The 20,259-nt window shown below is 68.5% G+C and carries 18 protein-coding genes; 11 read left to right on the top strand and 7 right to left on the bottom strand.

From position 1 onward, the window contains the following. Positions 1 to 11: 11 nt before the first annotated feature. The 4 genes from FAB82_RS01915 to map all read left to right on the top strand — a co-directional run bounded on the left by FAB82_RS01915 (position 12) and on the right by map (position 4,644). A complete protein-coding gene (locus FAB82_RS01915; RefSeq protein ID WP_136532901.1) occupies positions 12 to 1,271 on the top strand; it encodes a M50 family metallopeptidase in 1,260 nt (419 codons plus the stop codon). A 29-nt stretch (positions 1,272 to 1,300) separates the two neighbouring features. Continuing rightward, positions 1,301 to 2,476: a flavodoxin-dependent (E)-4-hydroxy-3-methylbut-2-enyl-diphosphate synthase gene (gene ispG / locus FAB82_RS01910; protein WP_136532856.1), complete on the top strand. Its 1,176-nt coding sequence runs from the start codon at positions 1,301 to 1,303 to the stop codon at positions 2,474 to 2,476. 178 nt (positions 2,477 to 2,654) lie between these two features. After that, positions 2,655 to 3,233, top strand: a complete 579-nt coding sequence (locus FAB82_RS01905) for a hypothetical protein (protein ID WP_211116314.1) — start codon at positions 2,655 to 2,657, stop codon at positions 3,231 to 3,233. A 517-nt stretch (positions 3,234 to 3,750) separates the two neighbouring features. Continuing rightward, positions 3,751 to 4,644, top strand: a complete 894-nt coding sequence (map, locus tag FAB82_RS01900) for a type I methionyl aminopeptidase (protein ID WP_136532855.1) — start codon at positions 3,751 to 3,753, stop codon at positions 4,642 to 4,644. A gap of 130 nt (positions 4,645 to 4,774) precedes the next feature. On the opposite strand, the gene FAB82_RS01895 is transcribed toward map, so the two are convergent. The 5 genes from FAB82_RS01895 to FAB82_RS01875 form a co-directional block, all read right to left on the bottom strand. Beyond that, a complete protein-coding gene (locus tag FAB82_RS01895; RefSeq protein WP_136532854.1) occupies positions 4,775 to 7,570 on the bottom strand; it encodes an ABC transporter permease in 2,796 nt (931 codons plus the stop codon). Then, positions 7,570 to 8,289 carry an ABC transporter ATP-binding protein gene (locus tag FAB82_RS01890; RefSeq protein WP_136532853.1) on the bottom strand — a complete coding sequence of 240 codons (720 nt, stop codon included), beginning with the start codon at positions 8,287 to 8,289 and terminating at the stop codon, positions 7,570 to 7,572. The genes FAB82_RS01895 and FAB82_RS01890 overlap by 1 nt, the downstream gene beginning before the upstream one ends. A 9-nt stretch (positions 8,290 to 8,298) precedes the next feature. After that, the gene (locus FAB82_RS01885; protein WP_136532852.1) at positions 8,299 to 8,877 is read right to left on the bottom strand and encodes a PadR family transcriptional regulator; all 579 of its coding nucleotides are present in this window, start codon (positions 8,875 to 8,877) and stop codon (positions 8,299 to 8,301) included. A gap of 109 nt (positions 8,878 to 8,986) precedes the next feature. After that, positions 8,987 to 9,400 (bottom strand): ferritin-like domain-containing protein, encoded by a 414-nt coding sequence (locus tag FAB82_RS01880; protein WP_136532851.1) that lies wholly within the window; start codon positions 9,398 to 9,400, stop codon positions 8,987 to 8,989. Beyond that, on the bottom strand, positions 9,397 to 9,798 hold the full coding sequence (locus FAB82_RS01875) for a hypothetical protein (protein WP_136532850.1): 402 nt from the start codon (positions 9,796 to 9,798) through the stop codon (positions 9,397 to 9,399). The genes FAB82_RS01880 and FAB82_RS01875 overlap by 4 nt, the downstream gene beginning before the upstream one ends. A 79-nt stretch (positions 9,799 to 9,877) precedes the next feature. Here FAB82_RS01875 and rimP point away from each other — a divergent pair, with 79 nt between their 5' ends. The 5 genes from rimP to FAB82_RS01850 all read left to right on the top strand — a co-directional run bounded on the left by rimP (position 9,878) and on the right by FAB82_RS01850 (position 16,208). Further along, entirely contained in the window at positions 9,878 to 10,339 is a 462-nt protein-coding gene (rimP, locus tag FAB82_RS01870; protein ID WP_136532849.1) for a ribosome maturation factor RimP, read from the top strand. A gap of 73 nt (positions 10,340 to 10,412) precedes the next feature. After that, complete coding sequence (gene nusA / locus FAB82_RS01865; protein ID WP_136532848.1) at positions 10,413 to 11,447, top strand: transcription termination factor NusA; 1,035 nt, start codon at positions 10,413 to 10,415, stop codon at positions 11,445 to 11,447. Next, the gene (locus FAB82_RS28500) at positions 11,377 to 11,796 is read left to right on the top strand and encodes a YlxR family protein (protein ID WP_136532847.1); all 420 of its coding nucleotides are present in this window, start codon (positions 11,377 to 11,379) and stop codon (positions 11,794 to 11,796) included. Before nusA ends, FAB82_RS28500 begins: the two co-directional genes overlap by 71 nt. Positions 11,797 to 11,876: 80 nt before the next feature. Then, entirely contained in the window at positions 11,877 to 14,768 is a 2,892-nt protein-coding gene (gene infB / locus FAB82_RS28265) for a translation initiation factor IF-2 (RefSeq protein WP_136532846.1), read from the top strand. Next, positions 14,769 to 16,208, top strand: a complete 1,440-nt coding sequence (locus tag FAB82_RS01850; RefSeq protein WP_136532845.1) for a methyltransferase — start codon at positions 14,769 to 14,771, stop codon at positions 16,206 to 16,208. On the opposite strand, the gene FAB82_RS01845 is transcribed toward FAB82_RS01850, so the two are convergent. Then, positions 16,183 to 16,923: an aspartate/glutamate racemase family protein gene (locus tag FAB82_RS01845; protein WP_136532844.1), complete on the bottom strand. Its 741-nt coding sequence runs from the start codon at positions 16,921 to 16,923 to the stop codon at positions 16,183 to 16,185. The two genes, FAB82_RS01850 and FAB82_RS01845, sit on opposite strands and share 26 nt — an antisense overlap. An 8-nt stretch (positions 16,924 to 16,931) precedes the next feature. Next, positions 16,932 to 18,494, bottom strand: coding sequence for an NCS1 family nucleobase:cation symporter-1 (locus FAB82_RS01840; protein ID WP_136532843.1), 1,563 nt, complete (start codon positions 18,492 to 18,494; stop codon positions 16,932 to 16,934). Positions 18,495 to 18,652: 158 nt separating this feature from the next. Here FAB82_RS01840 and FAB82_RS01835 point away from each other — a divergent pair, with 158 nt between their 5' ends. Next, on the top strand, positions 18,653 to 19,270 hold the full coding sequence (locus FAB82_RS01835; RefSeq protein ID WP_136532842.1) for a helix-turn-helix domain-containing protein: 618 nt from the start codon (positions 18,653 to 18,655) through the stop codon (positions 19,268 to 19,270). Positions 19,271 to 19,376: 106 nt separating this feature from the next. After that, the coding region (locus FAB82_RS01830; RefSeq protein WP_136532841.1) for a tetratricopeptide repeat protein at positions 19,377 to 20,259 on the top strand (883 nt) is incomplete at its 3' end.

The following is a 20,259-nucleotide window of genomic DNA, read 5'->3' as shown; positions in this document are numbered from 1 at the left end:
GTCAAGACTTGCTGGCGTACACCACCGGGATCGTCCTGTTCGCTCTCGCGATCCTCATCTCCGTGAGTTTGCACGAGTTCGGCCACATGCTCACGGCCAAGGCCTTCAAGATGAAGGTGACCCGCTACTTCGTCGGGTTCGGCCCCACCCTGTGGTCGTTCCGCAAGGGCGAGACCGAATACGGCCTCAAGGGCATCCCCCTGGGCGGCTTCGTCAAGATCGTCGGCATGACCCCCCTCGAAGAGGAGGAGGAAGAGCTCGACGAGAAGGACCAGAAGCGCGTCTTCTGGCGCAAACCGCTGTGGCAGCGCACGATCGTGCTCGCGGCCGGCTCGGTCACCCACTTCATCCTGGGCTTCGTGGTCCTGTGGATCCTGGTCTCCTTCATCGGCGTCACGCAGAACCCCGCCTACGCCGAGTCGGTGGAGCACGCGCAGGAGACCGCGACGGTCGCCGTCGCCGAGTGCATCCCGCCCGCCGACGCCACCGCCGACTTCGAGTGCTCCTCCGCCGACCAGCCCAGCCCCGCCCACGAGGCCGGCATCCGCTCGGGCGACCAGATCACCTCCGTCGCCGGGCAGCCCGTCACCGACTGGGAATCGCTCGTCGGCACCGTCTCGGAGCTGACCCCCGAGGAGCCGGTCGACGTCACCATCGAGCGCGACGGCACCCCGCAGGATCTCTCGATCACCCCGTACCCCGCCGAGGTCGTGACCGAGGGCGGCACCACCGAGACCGTCGCCCCCCTCGGCGTCACCGCCTATGTCGACCCGACGATTCCGATCACCGTCGCGGCCGGGCCGATCGACGGCGTCGGCGAGACCGTGTCCTTCACCGGCGACATGTTCCGTGAGACCTTCATCGCCCTCGGCCAGCTGCCGAGCAAGATCCCGCCGCTGTGGGACTCGATCTTCGGCGCCGAGCGCGCCGACGACACCCCCGTCAGCGTCGTGGGCGCCTCGCGCCTCGGCGGCGAGATGGTGCAGTACGACCAGTGGGCCATGTTCTTCATGCTGCTGGTGGTCCTGAACTACTTCATCGGGGTGTTCAACCTGCTCCCGCTGCTGCCGATGGACGGCGGGCACATCGCCATCGCCTGGTTCGAGAAGGCCCGTTCGGCGATCGCCGCCAAACGTGGCAAGCCCGACCCGGGCCGAGTGGACTACTTGAAGTTGATGCCGCTGACCTACGCTGTGATCGTCGTGCTGGGCGGCTTCATGCTGTTGACGATCACCGCGGATATCGTCAATCCCATCACTCTCTTCAATTAGCCTGCGTCAGTTAGGTGGAAACTAGTCGCATGACTGCTGTGAACCTCGGAATTCCTTCGAAGCGCCACGAGATCGAACCGCTCGCCGAGCGGCGGAAGACCCGCCAGCTCAATGTCGGCGGCGTCCTCGTCGGCGGCGGCGCCCCCGTCAGTGTCCAATCGATGACGACCACGAAGACCTCCGACATCGGGCCGACGCTCCAGCAGATCGCCGAGCTGACCGCCTCGGGCTGCCAGATCGTGCGCGTGGCCTGTCCGACCCAGGACGATGCCGACGCGCTGCCGATCATCGCGCGCAAGTCGCAGATCCCGGTCATCGCCGACATTCACTTCCAGCCGAAGTACGTCTTCGCGGCCATCGACGCCGGTTGCGCCGCCGTCCGCGTGAACCCGGGCAATATCAAGAAGTTCGACGACAAGGTCGGGGACATCGCCAAGGCGGCCAAGGCCGCCGGCACCCCGATCCGCATCGGCGTCAACGCCGGTTCGCTCGACAAGCGCCTGCTCGCCAAGTACGGCAAGGCCACGCCCGAAGCGCTGGTCGAGTCCGCGCTGTGGGAGGCCTCGCTGTTCGAGGAGCACGACTTCCGCGACATCAAGATCTCGGTCAAGCACAATGACCCGGTCGTGATGATCAAGGCCTACCGGTTGCTGTCCCAGCAGTGCGACTACCCGCTGCACCTCGGCGTCACCGAGGCCGGGCCCGCCTTCCAGGGCACCATCAAGTCCGCCGCGGCCTTCGGCGTGCTCCTGGCCGACGGCATCGGCGACACCATCCGGGTGTCGCTGTCGGCGCCGCCGGTCGAGGAGGTCAAGGTCGGCAACCAGATCCTGGAGTCCCTGGGCCTGAAGGAACGCGGCCTGGAGATCGTCTCCTGCCCTTCGTGCGGGCGGGCGCAGGTCGACGTCTACACCCTGGCCGAGCAGGTCACCGCCGCGTTGGAGGGCATGCCGGTCCCGCTGCGCGTGGCCGTCATGGGCTGCGTCGTCAACGGCCCCGGTGAGGCCCGCGAGGCCGACCTGGGCGTCGCCAGCGGCAACGGCAGGGGCCAGATCTTCGTCAAGGGCGAGGTCATCCGCACCGTGCCCGAGTCGCAGATCGTGGAGACCCTCGTCGAAGAGGCCATCCGCCTCGCCGAGCAGATGGGCGCCGACCTCCCCGACGAGCTCAAGGAGCTGGCCGGGCCGGTCGTCCAGGTCCACTGACTGTCGGATAGGTGACTTACCTGTCCTGGGCTCGCAGTTACGCTGAACTGTGGACCCAGGTAGGCGCCGCCTCACGCAACCGTAAAACCGACAATACGGTCATCTTGGGTTGTATTTCACAAAGGTGACTAGACGGATTTAGTTATCCCGTCCCGCGCGAGCGCCGATAATGACAATCGTGCCGAAAGCGGCGCGGGCCTTTGTCGCCACCCGCGAAGGGGGAGCCACCGTCATGGGGAAGATCGAACGACAGATATCCGAGGGCGTCACCAAGTACTACTGGTACCCAGGTGAAAAAGCCGACTACATCAGGGGCGTGCTCACGCTCGCCGGAGGCGGCCTGCTGTTCGCCCTCATCTATGTGGTGACCAAGAACAGCCTCATCGCCGCCGTCGTCTCCGGTACCGCTGTGCAGGCCGTCGTCGGCGCCTACCTCGGACGCCGGGACGCCGCCGGACTCTCCGAATTCCACGACCCGAACACCGAGCGCCGCGAGGCCATAGCCGACGGCTCCCGCGCCGCCTGGCGCGGCACCCTCCAGGGACTGCTGTGCGCCGGTACGGCGATGCTCGTGCTCAACGTCCCCCACTCGGGCTTCCTGGCCGACTGGATCCTGCCGTTCGTGCCCGCCGTGGTCGGCGCGCTGGCGCACTCGGGCGGGATGCTGTGGGAGCGGATGGCGCAGGAGGTCGTCGCCGAGGCGCCGGCCGCCGACGAGCCCGAGGAGGAGCCCACCAAGGAGCTCGAGGCCGCTTAGGGCCTGTCCCACGGCCTGAAGGGCCGCGGGGAAGAGATGGTGAGCCGGCGCGGAGCGACTGCCGCGGGCCAGGGTTGGACTGGCCGGGCGCTCGACCGCGGGAGGTGTCGTACGCCGCGGTCCCGTGGGACGGGACCGCGGCTCTTCCGTGAGAGCGCGCCCCGCACCGGCTCGATTGAGGAGAGGCCGTGTGACGTCCAGGTCGGACATCGATGACCTTTAGGATGCGGCGAAAACGCCGGAAACGCAAGACATTTTCTGGTCACGGACCACCGAATCCGGTCCGCGTTCGCCAGCCGATGTCGCAGAGGTCTCTTAGATGGGTGAGCGTCGATTGGGCAGGAGCATTGCCCGGTCTATTTTCCCGCTCCCGTTGTTATCGAACGTCCGCTTACCACTTTCGGTAGGCGGACATTCGGCCGCCTAGGGAGCGGAAAAATATCCTCGGGCACTGCGGACCTCCCCAATCGACGCTCACCCATCTGGCCCCCACTGGCTCAGAAGCTAGGCTTGACCGATGAGTGTTCGTCCCGTTCTGCACCCAGGCAAGCAGAGTCCCCGCCGCCCCGTTCCCGAGTCGATCGAGCGGCCCGAGTACGTCGGCAAGCCCGCGCCGAGTCCGTACCGCGGCTCGGAGGTCAAGGACGCCGAGACCATCGAGAAGATGCGCGTCGCCGGCCGCGTCGCCGCCGACGCACTGGTCGAGGCCGGCAAGTCCGTGGCGCCGGGCGTGACCACCGACGAGCTGGACCGGATCGTCCACGAGTACCTGTGCGACCTGGACGCCTACCCGTCCACGCTGGGCTACCGGGGCTACCCGAAGTCGTGCTGCACCTCGCTCAACGAGGTGATCTGCCACGGTATCCCCGACTCGACTGTCGTCCAGGACGGCGACATCGTCAATATCGACATCACCGCCTTCATCGGCGGCGTCCACGGCGACTGCAACGCCACCTTCCTGGCCGGAAACGTCTCGCAGGAGGCGCGCGACCTGGTCGAGCGCACCTGGAAGGCCACGATGCGCGGCATCAAGACCGTCAAGCCCGGCCGCCAGCTCAATGCGGTCGGCAAGGTCATCGAGGCCTACGCCCAGCGCTTCGGCTACGGGGTGGTCCGCCAGTTCACCGGCCATGGCATCGGGACCGCGTTCCACTCCGGCCTCTATGTGCCCCATTACGACCACCCGGGCCTGACCGTCGAGATCGAGACCGGCATGACCTTCACGATCGAGCCGATGATCAACCTCGGAACCGCCGAGCACGAGATGTGGGACGACGGCTGGACGGCCGTGACGCGCGACCGGAAGTGGTCCGCCCAGTTCGAGCACACGCTCCTGGTCACCGACGACGGCTACGAGATCCTGACCCTGCCCTCGGGCGGCATCCCGGCGGCCGGCACTCCCGGCACCTGAGCCCGGTCCGTCCAGGCCGCCTTGTTTGCACCTGCTTTGTAGCCTGACGACGGCGGCGCCGGTCCGAGAGACGTCAATGTCTCCGAGGGGTTGAGCCGGCGCCGCCGTTCGCGTTCTTACCTCTTACCTCTTACGTCGCGCGTCGCTCCGAAGGGAGCTTGGAGCGCGTGAACAGCGCCGCCCCCGCCATTGCGATCGCCGGAACCGCGATGAGCGTGATCAGCAGGTTCGTCCAGGGCATCTCAAAGCTGTAGAGCTGCACCAGCGGATACTCCCACTTCAGGTTCTGATTCAGGGCCGCGGCGATGCCGGCGTAGCTGGCCAGCCCGACCGCCGTGCCGAGCACGGCGCCCAGCAAGGAGATCACCGCCGCCTGCCACATCGACAGCCGCCGCCGCAGACCCGGCGTCGCCCCGACCGCCCCGAGGGTGGTCAGGTCCTTGCGGGTCTCGGTGACGACCAGCCCGGTGGCGACCGCGGTCGCCCCGAGCGCCACGATCCCGGTGAGCCCGGCCGCGATGAGCGCGATATAGGCCCCGAAGCGGTTGTCGCCGGTCGACTGCCAGAGGTAGGCGTGGACCCCCTCGTCGGCTCCGGAGAGACCGGCCTCCAGCAGCGCCTCGTCGACGGCCTGGATGTCCTCCGCCGTAAGCGGGGTCGCGGCCGAAACCAGGTACCGCTGCGACGCCGGGTCGGCGGCCGACCCCATGGCGGCCATCGCCTCCGGACCCATGACCAGATCGGCTTGAGTCATCCGCGGCGCGTCGGGAACCATCGCCGGGAAGGAGAACTCCTCCGTCACACTGGACGTCTCCTCTTCCCCGCCTTCCTCGGTGGTGGCCTCCATCAGCCGTGAGACCGTCACGGTGCCGTCGTCGGTCACGGCCATCGGGTCGTCGGTGAGGACGCCGCCGTCCCCGAGGAAGGCCATCGCCTCATCGAGGTCGCCGCCCTGCAGGCCCGTGTAGGAGGAGACGACGAACGGATCGTCGGTGACGAGCGCTCCATTGTTCCAGGATTGCCACATGCCGTTGTTATACGCGCACCGTTCGTCCTCTACGGCGGCGCGCTGATCTGCTTCGCTCAAGTCGAAGGACCCCTCGCCCACCGGGTCGTAGGGGCACACGTTCGCCTCGGGACGCACGGCCCTGACCTCGCAGTAGGCGTCCGGACCGCACCGGTTGGCGGTCGTGTACCCGTGCATCTCGGGATCGTCGAGCTCCCGCTCCAGCACCGAGAACACCTCCGCGGTGCCCGCGGCGAGTTCGTCAGCGCTCGGCGCCTCGGCGTTCTCGTCGCTGGACCAGTAGCTGACGTCGACCTCCACCATGCCCTCGGGAGTGGAGAACATGGTCGTCTCGTCCCACCGGTCGCCGTCGGCGACCCAGAACATGGTGATGGAGAGTCCGCCCGCCACCACCGCCATGATCGCCGCGACGGCCGGCGCGGCCGCGCTGCGATTGCGACCGGCCTCGCGCAGCGCCATACGCGGCGCCAGTCCGAGCCTCCGGCCGAGCTTCGAGATGGCCGCGACCAGGCCGGTAGTACAGCACACCAATCCGATCTGCAAGGCCGCCAACCCGACGACCATGCCGATGGTCGTCTCGGTGATCACTCCGGCGATACCGGCGAGTGTCCCCACCGCGATGAGCCCGAGTCCGATGAAGGTCCATCGTTTCTTCGCCCGCGGCTGCGCTCGGCGGCCCGCCAGGGCGGCGCACACGTTGACCTTCGACGCCGCGATGGCGGCGGCCAGCGCCGACGCCAGACCCGTGACGATCGCGAACACGGCGACCAGGAGCTGCAACTGGGGCCAGATCTCGAAGCCCATGGACCGGTGGTCGTTCAGGCGCTCCAGGAGCGGCAGCGCGAGCCACGTGCCGAGGATGCCGATCGAGATGCCGATGCCGGCGGCGATGATCCCGAACAGCAGCCCTCCCGCCAGGACGGTGGAGCGGATCTGGGCGGGATTCGCGCCGGCTGCGCTCATGAGCGCGAACTCGCGGGTCCGCTGCTTGACGCTGATGGCGAAGGCCGGTCCGGCCAGCAGCACCACTTCGAGCACGACGAGCGTCACCAGCAGCGCGAAGATGGCGATGGCGTTGGCGTCCGTCCCCGAGCCACCGGCCTCATTGGAACCTTGGCTTTCAGTGGGCGGATCGGCCGCCATGGCCCGCGACCACACGGCGAGGCCCATTTCGTTGAGCGCCAGGGCCTGTTCACCGGTGAGTTCGTCGGGCACGTCCACCAGCCAACCGGCCGCGGGGTACTCGTCCGTGAAATCGGGGCCGATGGCGAACCACGACCGGAGCTGGCTGGGCCGTTCGACGATCGCGGTGATCTCGTAGGCGACGTCGTCCTCGCCCTCGACCACCTGGAGGTCGTCGCCGATCTCCGCATTCAGGTATCTGGCCATCTCGACGGAGATGGCGACCTCGCCGCGACCCGGCACCTCGCCCTCGACGGTGAGCAGGTTGCCGGTCTCATAGAGCGGGTCGGTGAGGTCGTGGTCCATGAAGTTGGCGCCGGCGATGCCGTCGGGCGTCCTGACCTGGTATGACATGCCGGTCATGTACTCCGAGAACGGTACGACGCGGCTGCCTTCGGGGAGCGCTGCGAGGATGTCGTCCGCCTCCGGTGTGGGGGCCTCCTCGTCGGCCTCCCAGTCGAATTCGGGGTAGAGACCGGTCCAGGAGGTCTGGGTGACCGGACCGTTGCCGTAGGACTCGATGTAGGCGTCGGCGTCGCCGGTCAACTGCTCCAACTGCTGGTCGGGGGAGAGGCTGATGGTGTCGATGGCCGTGACGGCCGCCGCCGCGCCGAGCAGCGGCAGGCCCAGCAGTGTGATCGACAGGATCGACCGACCCTTGTGGCGCAGCGCTTCGCGCCGCGCGATCCTGAAGGTCAGCCCGAGGCTGCGCAGCATCAGGAGGCCTCCTTGAGCAGCAGGTCGGGCTCGGCGAGCGGTTCGGAGGAGTCGACGATGCGGCCGTCGCGCAGGAACACGATCCGGTCGGCCCAGCCGGCGTGGCGGGCGTCGTGGGTGACCAGCAGCCCGGCGGCGCCTTCGTTGCAGCGCTTGCGGAGCAGCTTGAGGACGTCCTCGCCGGTGGCGGAGTCGAGTGCGCCGGTGGGTTCGTCGGCGAGCACCAGGCGGCGCTCCCCGATGAGGGCGCGGGCGATGGCGGTGCGCTGGGCCTGGCCGCCGGAGATCTCGTCGGGGAAGCGGTCGGTAACGGCCCCGTCGAGGCCGACCTCGGCGAGGGCCTCCAGGGCCGCCTTGCGGGCCTTGCCGACGCCCACGCCGTCGAGTTCGAGCGGCAGGGCCGCGTTCTCGGCGGCGGTCAGGCTGGGCACGAGGTTGTAGTCCTGGAAGACGTAGCCGACGCTGCGCCTGCGCAGCGCGGCCAGCTTCTTCCGGTTGAGGGAGGCCAGGACGGTGCCCTCGACCAGGACCTCGCCGGACGTGGGGGCGTCGAGGCCCCCGGCGAGGTTGAGCAGAGTGGACTTGCCGGAGCCGGAGGGGCCCATGATGGCCACCAGTTCTCCGGCGGCGATGGTGAGGTTGGCGTCGAGGAGGGCGTGGACGGCGTTCTCGCCGTTGCCGTGGACACGGCTCACGCCCCGCAGTTGCAGGACGGTCATGGTGGGCTTCTACCGCTTCTCTTGGAGGGCTTCGGTTTCAGGAGTGGGTTCGGTGACGTCGAAAGGGGACGGTGCGGGGAGCTCCGCGCGGGCGACGACGGCCTCGGTGTGGTCGAGCCAGCGGATCTCGGCCTCGGCGCGGAAGATCATGGACTCCAGCACCAGCTTCCAGGCGAGGTCGGCGTTCTCGTCGGCCTTGAGCCGGGTGTATTCCTGGAGGACCCGGAGGGTGGCGGCCCGCTGGCGCTGGATCACCTCGGTGACATTGACGCCGGGGGTGGTGACGGCGAGCGCCAGTTTGATGGTGAGCTCGTCGCGGGGGCGGTCGGCGGCCTTGACGGGGGAGGCGAACCAGCTCGCGAGGTGGCGCTTGCCGGTCTCGGTGATGCGGTAGGGGCGCTGGCCGGATTCGTTCTCGGGGAGCGCCTCGACCATCTCGTCGCGTTCGAGCCGCGAGAGCGTGGTGTAGACCTGGCCGATATTGAGCGGCCAGGTGTTGCCGGTGGCGCTTTCGAAGGCGGACCGCAGTTGGTAGCCGTATGCGGGCCCGCGCTCCAATAGCGCCAGCAGGCTGTGTTTGACACTCATGTCTACCTCGCAAACCGTTCGGGTATACCGAGTATCGCATATCGGGTATGTGTGCACGGGCCGGGTCGCTCCCCGCGCCGGCTAGTGGCCGGTGCCCCCAGGACCTGCGCTACACGGGGCGGCCCGGCCAGGGATCGGCGTAGCTCTGGCCGATCGCGATCTTCCAGCGCGCCAAGGCCTTCGCCGAGTCGGTGTACATGTTCAGGCAGATCTCGCGCTCGTCCGGATCGTCGGAGGCCAGGCCGGCCCGCCAGGTCGTGGCCACGCGGGTCTCGACGTCGAGCAGCAGCGCCTCGACCTCGTCCGCCTCGGTGACGCGCTCAAGAGAGTAACCGGGCTCGGCTGGGGTCGACTCCAGTCCATGCGCGTCGTAGTAGTCCAGCAGCGCATCGCGGCGGTCCCGGTGCTCTGACTCCAGGGACTCGGCCAGCTCCCGCGGCTCTCCGTCCAGGTGCACCGTGGCCTCGCTGTAGGCGTAGATGGCGGCGAATTCGGCCGCCAGGCCCGTGTCGACGACGGTCATGCGAGGACCGCCGCGTGGGCGGCGCGGCAGGCCGCTATCTCCCCGAGCAGGAGCGCGTAGTCGGTGTCGGTCGCCAGGCACGACTCGGCGGCCTCGGTGCTCCCGGCCGTCTCGGCGTCGGCCAAGGCGGCCGGATCGGACGGATCGGCGCCCTCCGCGTCCTCTTGGGGAAGCACGTTCGGAAGCAGGATTTTCTCGATGGTCTCGACGTGGGCCGAATGGTCGTTCGCGATGTCGCTGTACCCCAGTGATTCTGAGGCCCGGGCGAGGCTCCGGGCGGTGCGAAGCGCGGCCGTGAGGTCCGCATTGGGCGTGATTATCTGCGCTGGTGTCTCGGTGCATCCGGCGGCCGCGAGAATGGCGGCGCCGACGAGGAGTCCGCGTCGGGTCGTGAACACCCACCCAGTTTCCCAGGCTGCCTTTCGGTTCTGTCTCCGGGCGGTTAATCTCGGCGAAATAGGCGGAGAGGGAGAGCCAATGGGTGTCGAGAAGCGCAATGAAATCGAGGCCATCGTCAAGCCGGCGGTCGAGAAGGCCGGGTTCGACCTGGAGGGACTCCAGGTCACTAAGGCCGGACGCCGGCTCCTGGTGCGGGTGCAGGTCGATAAGGACGGCGGTATCAGCCTCGACGATGTGGCCGTCGCCTCGAAGGCGTGCTCGGGAGCACTGGACGCGGCGGAGACTACGGGTGGGCCCTTTGCGGACGATGCCTATACCCTGGAAGTGTCCTCTCCCGGCGTCGACCGTCCGCTGACCGAGCCTCGGCACTGGCGGCGTAATATTGGGCGCTTGGTGGCCGTGCACATCGGGGAGGAGCCCGTAACCGGGCGAGTCGTGGCCGCCAGCGAGCGGGGGATTGAACTAGAAGTCGACGGCGAAAGCCGTTCGGCGACCTATGCCGAGCTGGGGTCCGGCAAGGTGCAGATTGAGCTGAAGTGAGCATCGACCCTTCGATGTGAGCTCGCCGCCTTGCGAGCCCCGGCGAGGATAATTCAAGACTTAAGGAGTACGGGTGCATATCGACCTGGCCGCGCTGCGGTCGTTGGAACGCGAGCGCGACATCCCTTTCGAGACAATCCTCGGCGCTATCGAGTCGGCGCTGTTGACCGCCTACCGGCACACCCCGGGTGCCGACGAGCGCGCACGCGTGGTCGTGGACCGGAGTACGGGCGACGCCAATGTCTTGGTGCCAGTGTTGAACGATGAGGAGGAGATCGTCTCCGAGCGAGACGACACCCCTGAAGGATTCGGTCGCATTGCGGCGCAGACGGCCAAGCAGGTCATCCTCCAGCGGCTGCGCGAGGCGGCCGACGAAGTGAACTACGGTGAGTACTCCGGCAAGGAGGGCGACATCGTCACCGGTGTCGTTCAGGCGCATGGGGAACGGAACGAACGCGGGATCATCACTGTGGACCTCGGCAAGATCGAGGCCACCCTGCCGCTCAACGAGCAGGTGCCCGGCGAGAACTACGACCACGGCAAGCGGATCCGCGCCATCGTCATTCAAGTGAATCGCACGGCCCGCGGCCCCCAGGTGACGCTGTCGCGCACCCACCCCGCGCTGGTCAAGAAGCTCTTCGCCTTCGAAGTGCCCGAGATCGACGAGGGCGCCGTGGAGATCCCGGCGATCGCACGTGAGGCGGGTCACCGATCCAAGATCGCGGTCCGCGCCACAACGAAGGACGTCAATGCCAAGGGTGCCTGCATCGGCCCGATGGGCTCGCGGGTCCGGGCGGTCATGAGCGAGCTGGGCGGCGAGAAGATCGACATCGTCGACTGGGACGCCGACCCCGCACGTTTCGTCGCGAATGCCCTCTCGCCTGCGAAGACGCTGTCGGTGCGGGTCATCGACGAGGCCACGCGCTCGACCGAGGTAGTCGTGCCCGACTACCAGTTGTCGCTGGCGATCGGACGCGAGGGGCAGAACGCCCGGTTGGCCGCCCGGCTCACCGGCTGGCGCATCGACATCAAGTCCGATGCGCACGTTGCCAGTGGGGCGAAGGAGCAGACCGGCCCGGCCGGTGGCGGTCGTCCGTCCGGGAGGTAGACTGAATATCGGATCGCAACGTGACGCAGCGGTAATCCGCACCTGTGTGGGATGCCGTGGACGCGCCGCCGCTCTTGAGCTGCTGCGCGTCGTCGTTCAACGCTCTGAGGGTTCGGTGAACCGCCTAGTTCCCGACCCGAAGCGCCGCCTCAGCGGCCGCGGAGCACATGTGCACCACGATTTGAACTGCCTTGACCAGGCAGTTCGTAAGCGTGCGTTCTCCCGAGCCCTCAGAGTCGAGGGACCGGTGGACGATGCGGCGGTGCGAGCCCTTGTCGAGTCGGAGTCGGCCGAGAGGTCGGCTCCCGCACACGAAGCAGGTAGAGGCCGAATGAAGACCACGCGATGAAGTTCCGCGAATGAACTGGTTGCTAGTGGAGAGATGAGGTCGGCGGGCGCTGCCCGTGCGACCTCGAAGTGAGGAGAGCAGTGGCAGCAAAGCCCCGCGTACATGAGCTTGCGAAGGAACTGGGTACGACGAGCAAGGAAGTGCTCGCCAAACTCAGTGACATGGGCGAGTTCGTGAAATCGGCGTCGAGCACGGTCGAGGCGCCAGTGGCGCGTCGGCTGCGGCAGCAGTACGTCGATGGCAAGGGTGCCCCAGCAGCGCCGGCCGAGGCGGCCGCGCCGGCGGAAGACCAGCCGAAGGCCGCGGCCAAGCCGCGCCCGGCAGCGCCGAGCCCCGCCAAGGTCGCCCAGACCAAGACTGACGTCAAGGCCAAGAAGGTCCCGGCGAAGAAGAAGGCCGCGGCGCCTGCGCCCGGCCCGGCGGCCCCTGCCGTGGCGAAAGCCGCGCAGCCGGTCGCACCCAAGGTGGAAGAGCCCAAGCCGGCGAGCGCCCGAGACATCGAGGTCGCCGCCGAGCAGAAGCGCGCCGAGGAGATGCTGAAGCGCCAGCAGGAGGACGCGGCCAAGCGCGCCGCCCAGCCTCCGGCCCCGAAGCCCGGCCCCAAGCCGGTCGTTCGCGGCAACGCGCCCAAGCCGGGCGGTCCCAAGCCCGGCCCCAAGAACCCGTTCGGTGTCGGAGGCGGCACCGGCGCGAAGCCTCGCCCCGCCGCTGAAGGCGGCGGCGAGCGCCCGGGCGGTCCCCGTCCGAGCCCGCGCATGATGCCTCCGCGCCCGAACCCGGGCATGATGCCCGGTCGTCCCGCCGGTGGCCCTGGTGGCGCCGCTCGCGGTGGTCGCGGCGGAGGCCGCGGCGCCGGTGGCGGTCGTCCTGGCGGCGGCGGCGGTCGCGGCGGAGCCGGAGGCGGCGGTAACTACCGCGGCAACTTCGGCGGCGCAGGCGGCGGCACCGGTGGTCCCGGGACCGGCGGTTCCGGTCCTTCGACCGGCGCTCCCGCTCCGTACCGGGGTGGCGGCGGTCGCGCGGGCGGCGGCGGCAAGGCCCGTGGCGGCGGAGCGGCCGGCGCGTTCGGTCGCGGCGGTCCCCGCGGCAAGAGCCGCAAGTCGCGTCGTCAGAGGCGTCAGGAGTTCGACAACCTGTCGGCTCCGAAGATGCAGTCGGGCGCTCCCCGAGGCAACGGCGAAGCCATTCGCCTGCCCCGCGGCGCCTCGCTGTCGGACTTCGCCGACAAGATCGGCACCCTGCCGGGCACGCTCGTTCAGGAGCTGTTCGGCCTGGGCGAGATGGTCACGGCGACCCAGTCGGTTCCCGACGAGACGCTGGAACTGCTCGGCACGCACCTGGACTGGGACATCAAGATCGTGTCCCCCGAAGAGGAAGACAAGGAACTGCTCGCGCAGTTCGGCATCGACCTCGACGAGGAGGGCAAGGCCGAACAGCTGCCCCGTCCGCCGGTCGTGACCGTCATGGGCCACGTCGACCACGGTAAGACGAAGCTGCTGGACGCGATCCGGTCCTCGAACGTGGTGGCCGGCGAAGCCGGCGGCATCACCCAGCACATCGGCGCCTACCAGGTGTCGGTCGAGCACGAGGGCGAAGACCGCGCCATCACCTTCATCGACACCCCGGGCCACGAGGCGTTCACCGCCATGCGTGCTCGCGGTGCGAACGTCACCGACATCGTGGTGCTGGTGGTCGCGGCCGACGACGGCGTCATGCCGCAGACGGTCGAGGCCCTCAACCACGCCGCGGCGGCCAACGCCCCGGTCGTGGTCGCGGTCAACAAGACCGACCTGCCCGACGCCAACCCGGACAAGGTCCGCCAGCAGCTGACCGAGTACGGACTGGTCGCCGAGGAGTACGGCGGCGACACCATGTTCGTGAACGTGGCCGCCAAGCCGCGCATCGGCATTCCCGAGCTGCTCGAAGCGGTCCTGCTGACCGCCGATGCCTCGCTCCAGCTGGCGGCCCCGGTCACCGGCAACGCGCAGGGCATCGCGATCGAGGCGCACCTCGACAAGGGCCGCGGCCCCGTCGCCAGCGTCCTGGTCCAGAAGGGCACGCTGCGCGTCGGCGACTCGATCGTCGCGGGCGGGGCCCACGGCCGCGTCCGTGCGATGCTCGACGCCGAAGGCAACCGAGTCAGCGAGGCGACGCCCTCGTACCCGGTGCAGGTGCAGGGTCTGGCCTCGGTTCCGATGGCCGGGGACGTGTTCCTGTCCGCCGACGACGACCGCACGGTCCGCCAGATCGCCGAGCAGCGGCAGGCTCGCCGCCGCGCGGCGCAGCAGGCGGCCCGGGCCTCGCGCACCACGCTCGAGAACCTCATGGACAAGATCGCCGAGGGCGAGCGCACCACGCTCTCGCTCATCATCAAGGGCGATGGCGCCGGTTCGGTCGAGGCCTTGGAAGAGGCCCTGGTCGCGCTGGAGATCCCCGAGGAAGTGCAGCTGCGGGTCATCCACCGCGGCGTCGGTCCTGTCACGGAGAACGACGTCAACCTGGCTGCGGCCGGCGACGGCGAGTCGGCGACGATCATCGCCTTCAACGTCCGAGCCGAAGGCCGCGTCCGGGACATGGCCGAGCGCGAGAACGTGGACATCCGGTACTACACGGTCATCTACCAGGCGATCGAGGAAATCGAGACCGCCCTCAAGGGGATGCTCAAGCCGGAGTACGAGGAAGTGGAGCTCGGTTCCGCCGAGATCCGCGAGGTGTTCCGCTCCTCCAAGTTCGGCAACATCGGTGGCTGCCTCGTCCACAAGGGCGTCATCAAGCGCAATGCGAAGGTGCGGCTCATGCGCGACGGCAAGGTCGTCACCGAGACCACCGTGGCCACGCTGCGCCGGTTCAAGGACGACGCGACCGAGGTCCGCGAGGGCTTCGAATGCGGTATCACCTTGAAGAACTACAACAACATCGAAGAGGGCGACGTCATCGAAGCCTTCGAAATGCGAGAGAAGCCGCGCGACTAAGTGCGACTGCTCGAAGCTGAAGCCGCAGCGCGGCTCGGTGCAGCCCTCCGCAATGGGGGCTACCACCGGGCCGCGCTGCGGTCTGCCTATGGCGAGAACGCCATGACCGCGGCCGACCGCGCCGACTACCGGGCGCTCCTCGCCGCCTGCGGCGACGACCCACTCGGGGTGTGGACCAGGCTGTTCACGATCGGCGTGCCGGTCGCCCAGGGCCCAGCCGAGAAGGCGCTCGCGCCCCTCGGCCTCGATGAGGCGCTCGAATGCGGCCTGCTGGTCCGGACCCCGGGCGGCCTCGCGGCCGGCTGGGGCCTGCAAAGCTCGGGCGAGCGCCTGCTGTTCTCCGACCAGCTGCCGAACACCACCGGCGGGCGCGGGCGCGAACACGTCCTGGGCATCGCAGGCGCCTCCGAACTCCTGCTCGACGCCACCCTCCGATCCGGCGTCGAGAGCGCGCTCGACCTGGGCACCGGCTGTGGCGTGCAGGCGCTCGCCTTGGCCGACCACGCCGAATGCGTGACCGCGACGGACCTGAGCGAACGCGCCATCGCCTTCGCCGCCTTGAACGCCGCCGTCAACGGCATCGACATCGAACTGGTCCAAGGCGACCTGCTCGAACCCGTGGCGGGCCGCCGCTTCGACCTCGTCGTGGCGAACCCGCCGTTCGTGATCGCCACGCCCGGGAGCGGCTGGACCTACCGCGACGGCGGCCGCGAGGCCGACGGCATCGCCGCCGAACTCGCCGCCGCCTCCACGAGTCTCTTGAACCCGAACGGCACCATGCAGTTCCTGGCGAACTGGCTGCACGTGGCGGGCCAGGACTGGTCCGAACGGGTCGCCGGATGGCTTTCGGGCGAAGGCGCCCGCGTCTGGGCCGTCGAGCGCGAACTGCTCGACCCGCTCGATTACGTCCGCACCTGGCAGCGCGACTCGGGCGAGGACGGCAATGCCGAACAGGCCGCCGCCTGGCTCGACTGGTTCGATGACAATCAGGTCGACGGGGTCGGTTTCGGCTTCGTCAGTTTCCGCCGCGTCGCAGGCCCGACCGAAGTGGTGTGCGAGGAGGCTCGCCACTCGGTCGAGACCCCGTGGTCCGGCCGCGTCTCGGACTGGTTCGCGGTGCGAGAGAAGGACCTCGAACCGGAGGCGCTGTGGGAGTCAAAGCTCCGCGTGGCGCCGGGCGTCGCCCTCCAGCAGGCCGCCGAACTGGGGGCCGAAGGCTGGGACGTCGACCGACAGTGGCTCCAGCAGTCCGGCGGCATGCGCTACGCCGAGCAGATCGATCCGCTCCTGGTGGCCTTCCTCGGCGCCTGCGACGGCGAGACGGAAGTGCGTCTCCAGGTCCAGCTGCTGGCCGACACGTACGGCGCCGAGACGGCCCTGCTCTACGCGCAGCTCTACCCGATCCTCCGCCGCCTCATCGAACGCGGTTTCTTGGCATAGCGGAAGTCGGCATGGATCTCGGCGGGTAGGCGTACTCGCCGCGCTTCGACGTGCCGGCGCCCATGCGCACCAGTCCGGAGACCAGTCCGACCGATGCGGCGACTCCGTCGAGCACCGGCACGCCGAGGCGCGCTTCGAGCGTGCGGCACAGACCGGCCATGCCCGCGCAACCCAGCACGATCGCGTCGGCCCGGTCCTCCTCGACCGCCCGCAGCGCCTCGGCCGCAATGGCGTCGACCGCCTCCGATGAAGGATCCTCCAGCGCCAGCACGGGCACGTCCGCGGCGCGCAGCGAGACGCAGGCGGTCTCGAATCCGTAGCGGCGCACCAGGTCCTCGGCCCGCCCGAGGGTGCGCGGGAGCGTCGTGACGACCCCGAAGTGCCGCCCTACGAGCGTCGCCGCGTGCATGGCCGCCTCGGCGATGCCGACGACCGGTACGCTGGCGACCTCGCGCGCCGCGTCCAGTCCCGGGTCGCCGAAGCAGGCGATGACGAAGCCGTCGATGCGCCGCCCGGCGGACTGGGCGCGTTCGATTTCCGCCACGACCGCGGCGGCGGCGAGGATCTCCTCTGTGTGGGACTCGATGCTCGCCGCGCCCTCGCTGGGGCACACCGCCGAGATCTCGATGTCCGGAGCCGAGGCGCGCCAGGCGGCGACCTCGATCTGCTCGGTCATCGGCACGGACGTGTTGGGGTTGATCAGTCGCAGGTGCATCCGCTCCCTCAGGCTTCCTCGTGCTCGAGGCTCGGCACCCGGGGGTAGGCCCGCTCCAGCAGGACGAACGCCCCGAATCCGAGCGCGCAGCCGATGAACCAGGTGAAGTTGCCGATCCACGACATGTCCGGGCCGCCGGCGCCTGAGATGACGCGGGGGAGCGTCGCGAGCAGGATCGTCGGCACCCCGGCGATGAGCATCGCCCAGATCGCGTTCGGGTTGTACCCCTTGGCGTACCAGTACGGTCCGGCCGTGTCCCGGGTGTACATGGCGTCGGTGAGGATCTTCTGGCGGGCGACCACGTAGTACCCGGCGATGAGGATACCGAAGAGCGGGCCGATGAGCGCCGAGAGGATCCCCAGCGTGTAGTGGATGGCGAGGTCGTTGCCGTACCAGTTCCACGGCGTGAGAAGCACCGAGCCGACGGCGGCGATCATGCCGCCCATTCGCCAGCTGATCTTGCTCGGTGCGACGTTGGAGAAGTCGAAGGCCGGGGAGATGAAGTTGGCGACGATATTGATGCCGACGGTCGCGGTTACGAAGGTGAGGCCGCCGAGGATGATCGCGAATCCGGTGTCGATGCGCTCGACGGTGTGGATGGGGTCGGTGATGAGCTCGCCGAACACCGGCACCGTCGCGGAGGCGGTGATGACCGTCAGCAGCGAGAAGAACAGGAAGTTGACCGGCAGTCCCCAGAAATTCCCCCGCTTGACGGCCTCGAAGGTCTTGGCATAGCGGGCGAAGTCGCCGAAGTTCAGCATCGGTCCGGCGAAGTAGGACACGACGATGCCGACCGCGGAGGCCATGACGCCGAGCGAGCCCCAGAATCCGAGGCCGCCGTCGCCCGAGGAGATGCCGAAGGCGATATTGCCGATGCCGGCCTGCGCGACGAGGTAGACCGTCAGGGCGATCATGACGACGTAGACGGCCGGGCCGGCCCAGTCGATGAACCGACGGATCGTCTCCATCCCGTTCCAGAACACGGCGGCCTGGGCGAACCACAGGATCGCGTAGGAGATCCAGCCGAGCGCGGGGAGCCCGAGGAAGGCGTAGTCGGTCTGGAGGACCGCGGCCCAGCCGAAGAACTTGAGAAAGATGATGTTCAGCGCCTCTGCGGCCAGGAACGTCTGCACGCCGTACCAGGCGATGGCGATGGCGCCGCGGATGATCGCCGGGATATTGGCGCCCCGGACGCCGAATACGAAGCGGTTGACGACCGGGTAGGGGACGCCGGTCTTCTGGCTCGGCTTCGCGACGAGGTTGGCGAAGAACTGCACGATGCAGATGCCGACGACCAGGGAGACGAGCACCTGCCAGGACTGGATGCCCAGCGCGAAGAGGCTGCCGGCGGTCACGTACCCGCCGACGGAGTGCACATCGGACATCCAGAAGGCGAAGATGTTGTAGGAGTTCCAGCGCTGCTTGCGAAGGGGCGCCAGATCCTCGTTGGCGAGCGCGGGGTCGTAGCCGGATTTCATATTGCCGTCGCCGACGGGCTGGCCCGCCGCCTCGACGATGTCGTGGGGTCGTGTGGCGGTCTCGGTCTGGTCAGTGCTCGGTGTCGGTGTCATCGCCATCCCTTTCGGCTGACCCGTCGCGCCGCGTTCGGACGCGAGTGGGTGTTTGTGAAGGTATGGCTTTACGTGAGGCGTCTGGTTTCTGGTCCGTAACAGAATCGTGAAGTGATGACTGGTTCGGAGTCGGGGCGGGGTCCGCCTAGAATTGCGGAATGGTCTCGGTACAGCAGCCAGGTGGCGCGGCGGTCCAGGGCGCGGTCGGGCCGCGCATTCGCGAGCTGCGGAAGCGGCGCGGGCTCACGGTGCGGGAACTCGGGACGCTGCTTGGGATCTCGGGCAGCGCGGTGTCGCAGATCGAACGGGAGGTCATGCGCCCGTCGGTGTCTCGGCTCATCGAGATCGCGAATGCGCTCGGCACACCGCTGGCGGCGCTGTTCGATGACGAGGGCGAGCCGAATCCGGACTCGGGTCACTTCGACCGGCTGCCGAGCGGGGGTTTCACGCTGCGGCGGGCGGAGCAGTCGCGGCCGGTGACGCTCGCCGGCGGGGTGCAGTTCCGCAGGCTCTCACCGAGTTCGGTGGCGGGGCTTGACTTCTTCGAGTCGCTCTACCCGCCGGGCGCGACGGCCACACTGGACGACGAACTCTTCCGGCACGAGGGCTACGAGACCGGCACGGTGACCGAGGGCGAGCTGACGATCGAGTTCGAGCGCGAGCGCGTCGTCCTGGGAAGGGGCGATTCGATCGGGTACCCCTGCGAGACCTCGCACCGGATCATCAATCGCTCGTCGGAGCGGGCCGTGGCGGTCTGGCTGATTTTGCACCCGTGACGGTGAGCACGGGGTCGTTAGTCTCGCCGTCGTGGACGCAGCTGAACTTGCACGACAGGACAGCCCCTGGAGCCAGGGGTGGATCGCAAAACGGTTGGTGTCGTTGATGATCGAGCGTGGTCATGGCGACGAGGTGGAGCGACAGGCCCGCAACGGCGACTGGAATTGCGCGCAGGCGTTCGCACGGGAGCTGATCGAACAGGACCGCTTGGATGCGGCGATGGAGCTACTCACTCCATTCGTTGATTCCGGTTGGTGGCCGGCGGCCTCAGTGGCCGCCGGGTACCTCGATGAGGGCGGACGCATGCACGACGCGATCGCCCTGGTCCGCCCGCACGCGGAGGCGGGCAAGCGACCCGCCGTGCACCGCATGGGAAGCCTGCTCGCTGAGTGCGGCCGGGGTGAGGCGGCGTTCGAGCTGCTGCTTCCGCATGCGCAGGACTGGTACCTCGCGAAGTTGCTGGTGAAGGTGTCCGTCGGTCTGGGCAGGGACGACGAGGTGACCGCATTGCTGCTGCCGCAGGTCGAAGCCTGGCTCGAATTGGGCGAATGGCGATTCCATCAATCCTTGGGATTGGTGGCGGCAGTGTACGAACGGCAGGGTCGCCTTGATGAGGCCCTGGACCTGTTGCTCACCAAGTCGGCGTCGAGCGTCAACTATCGGGAGCAGCTGGCGGATCTGCTGGCCGAGCACGGCCGCCTGGAGGAGTTGCGGGAGTACATCGCCGGAGAAGGCGGCTCCTACGCCGCCTGGAGCCTGGTCAAGTTGCTCGAGTCCCGGGGCGACATCGAGGGCGCCATTGCGGTGCTCCGCCCGCTCGCAGCGGACGACCCGCACCACGCGGCGATCTACTTGGCCGAACTTCTGGAACGGCACGGCCGCACCGACGAGGCCATCGCGGTCCTGGTGCCGATCATCGGATCCCTGGCCGAACCCGGGTCGGTGCAGACGTTTCTATGTCTGTCAAGTCGGTGTCGGTGTGTCCTGT

The sequence above is a fragment of the Glycomyces buryatensis genome (assembly GCF_004912275.1).
GTDB lineage: Bacteria > Actinomycetota > Actinomycetes > Mycobacteriales > Micromonosporaceae > Glycomyces > Glycomyces buryatensis.
Note: the sequence above shows the minus strand (reverse complement) of the source record. Positions and strands in the feature narration are given on the sequence as shown.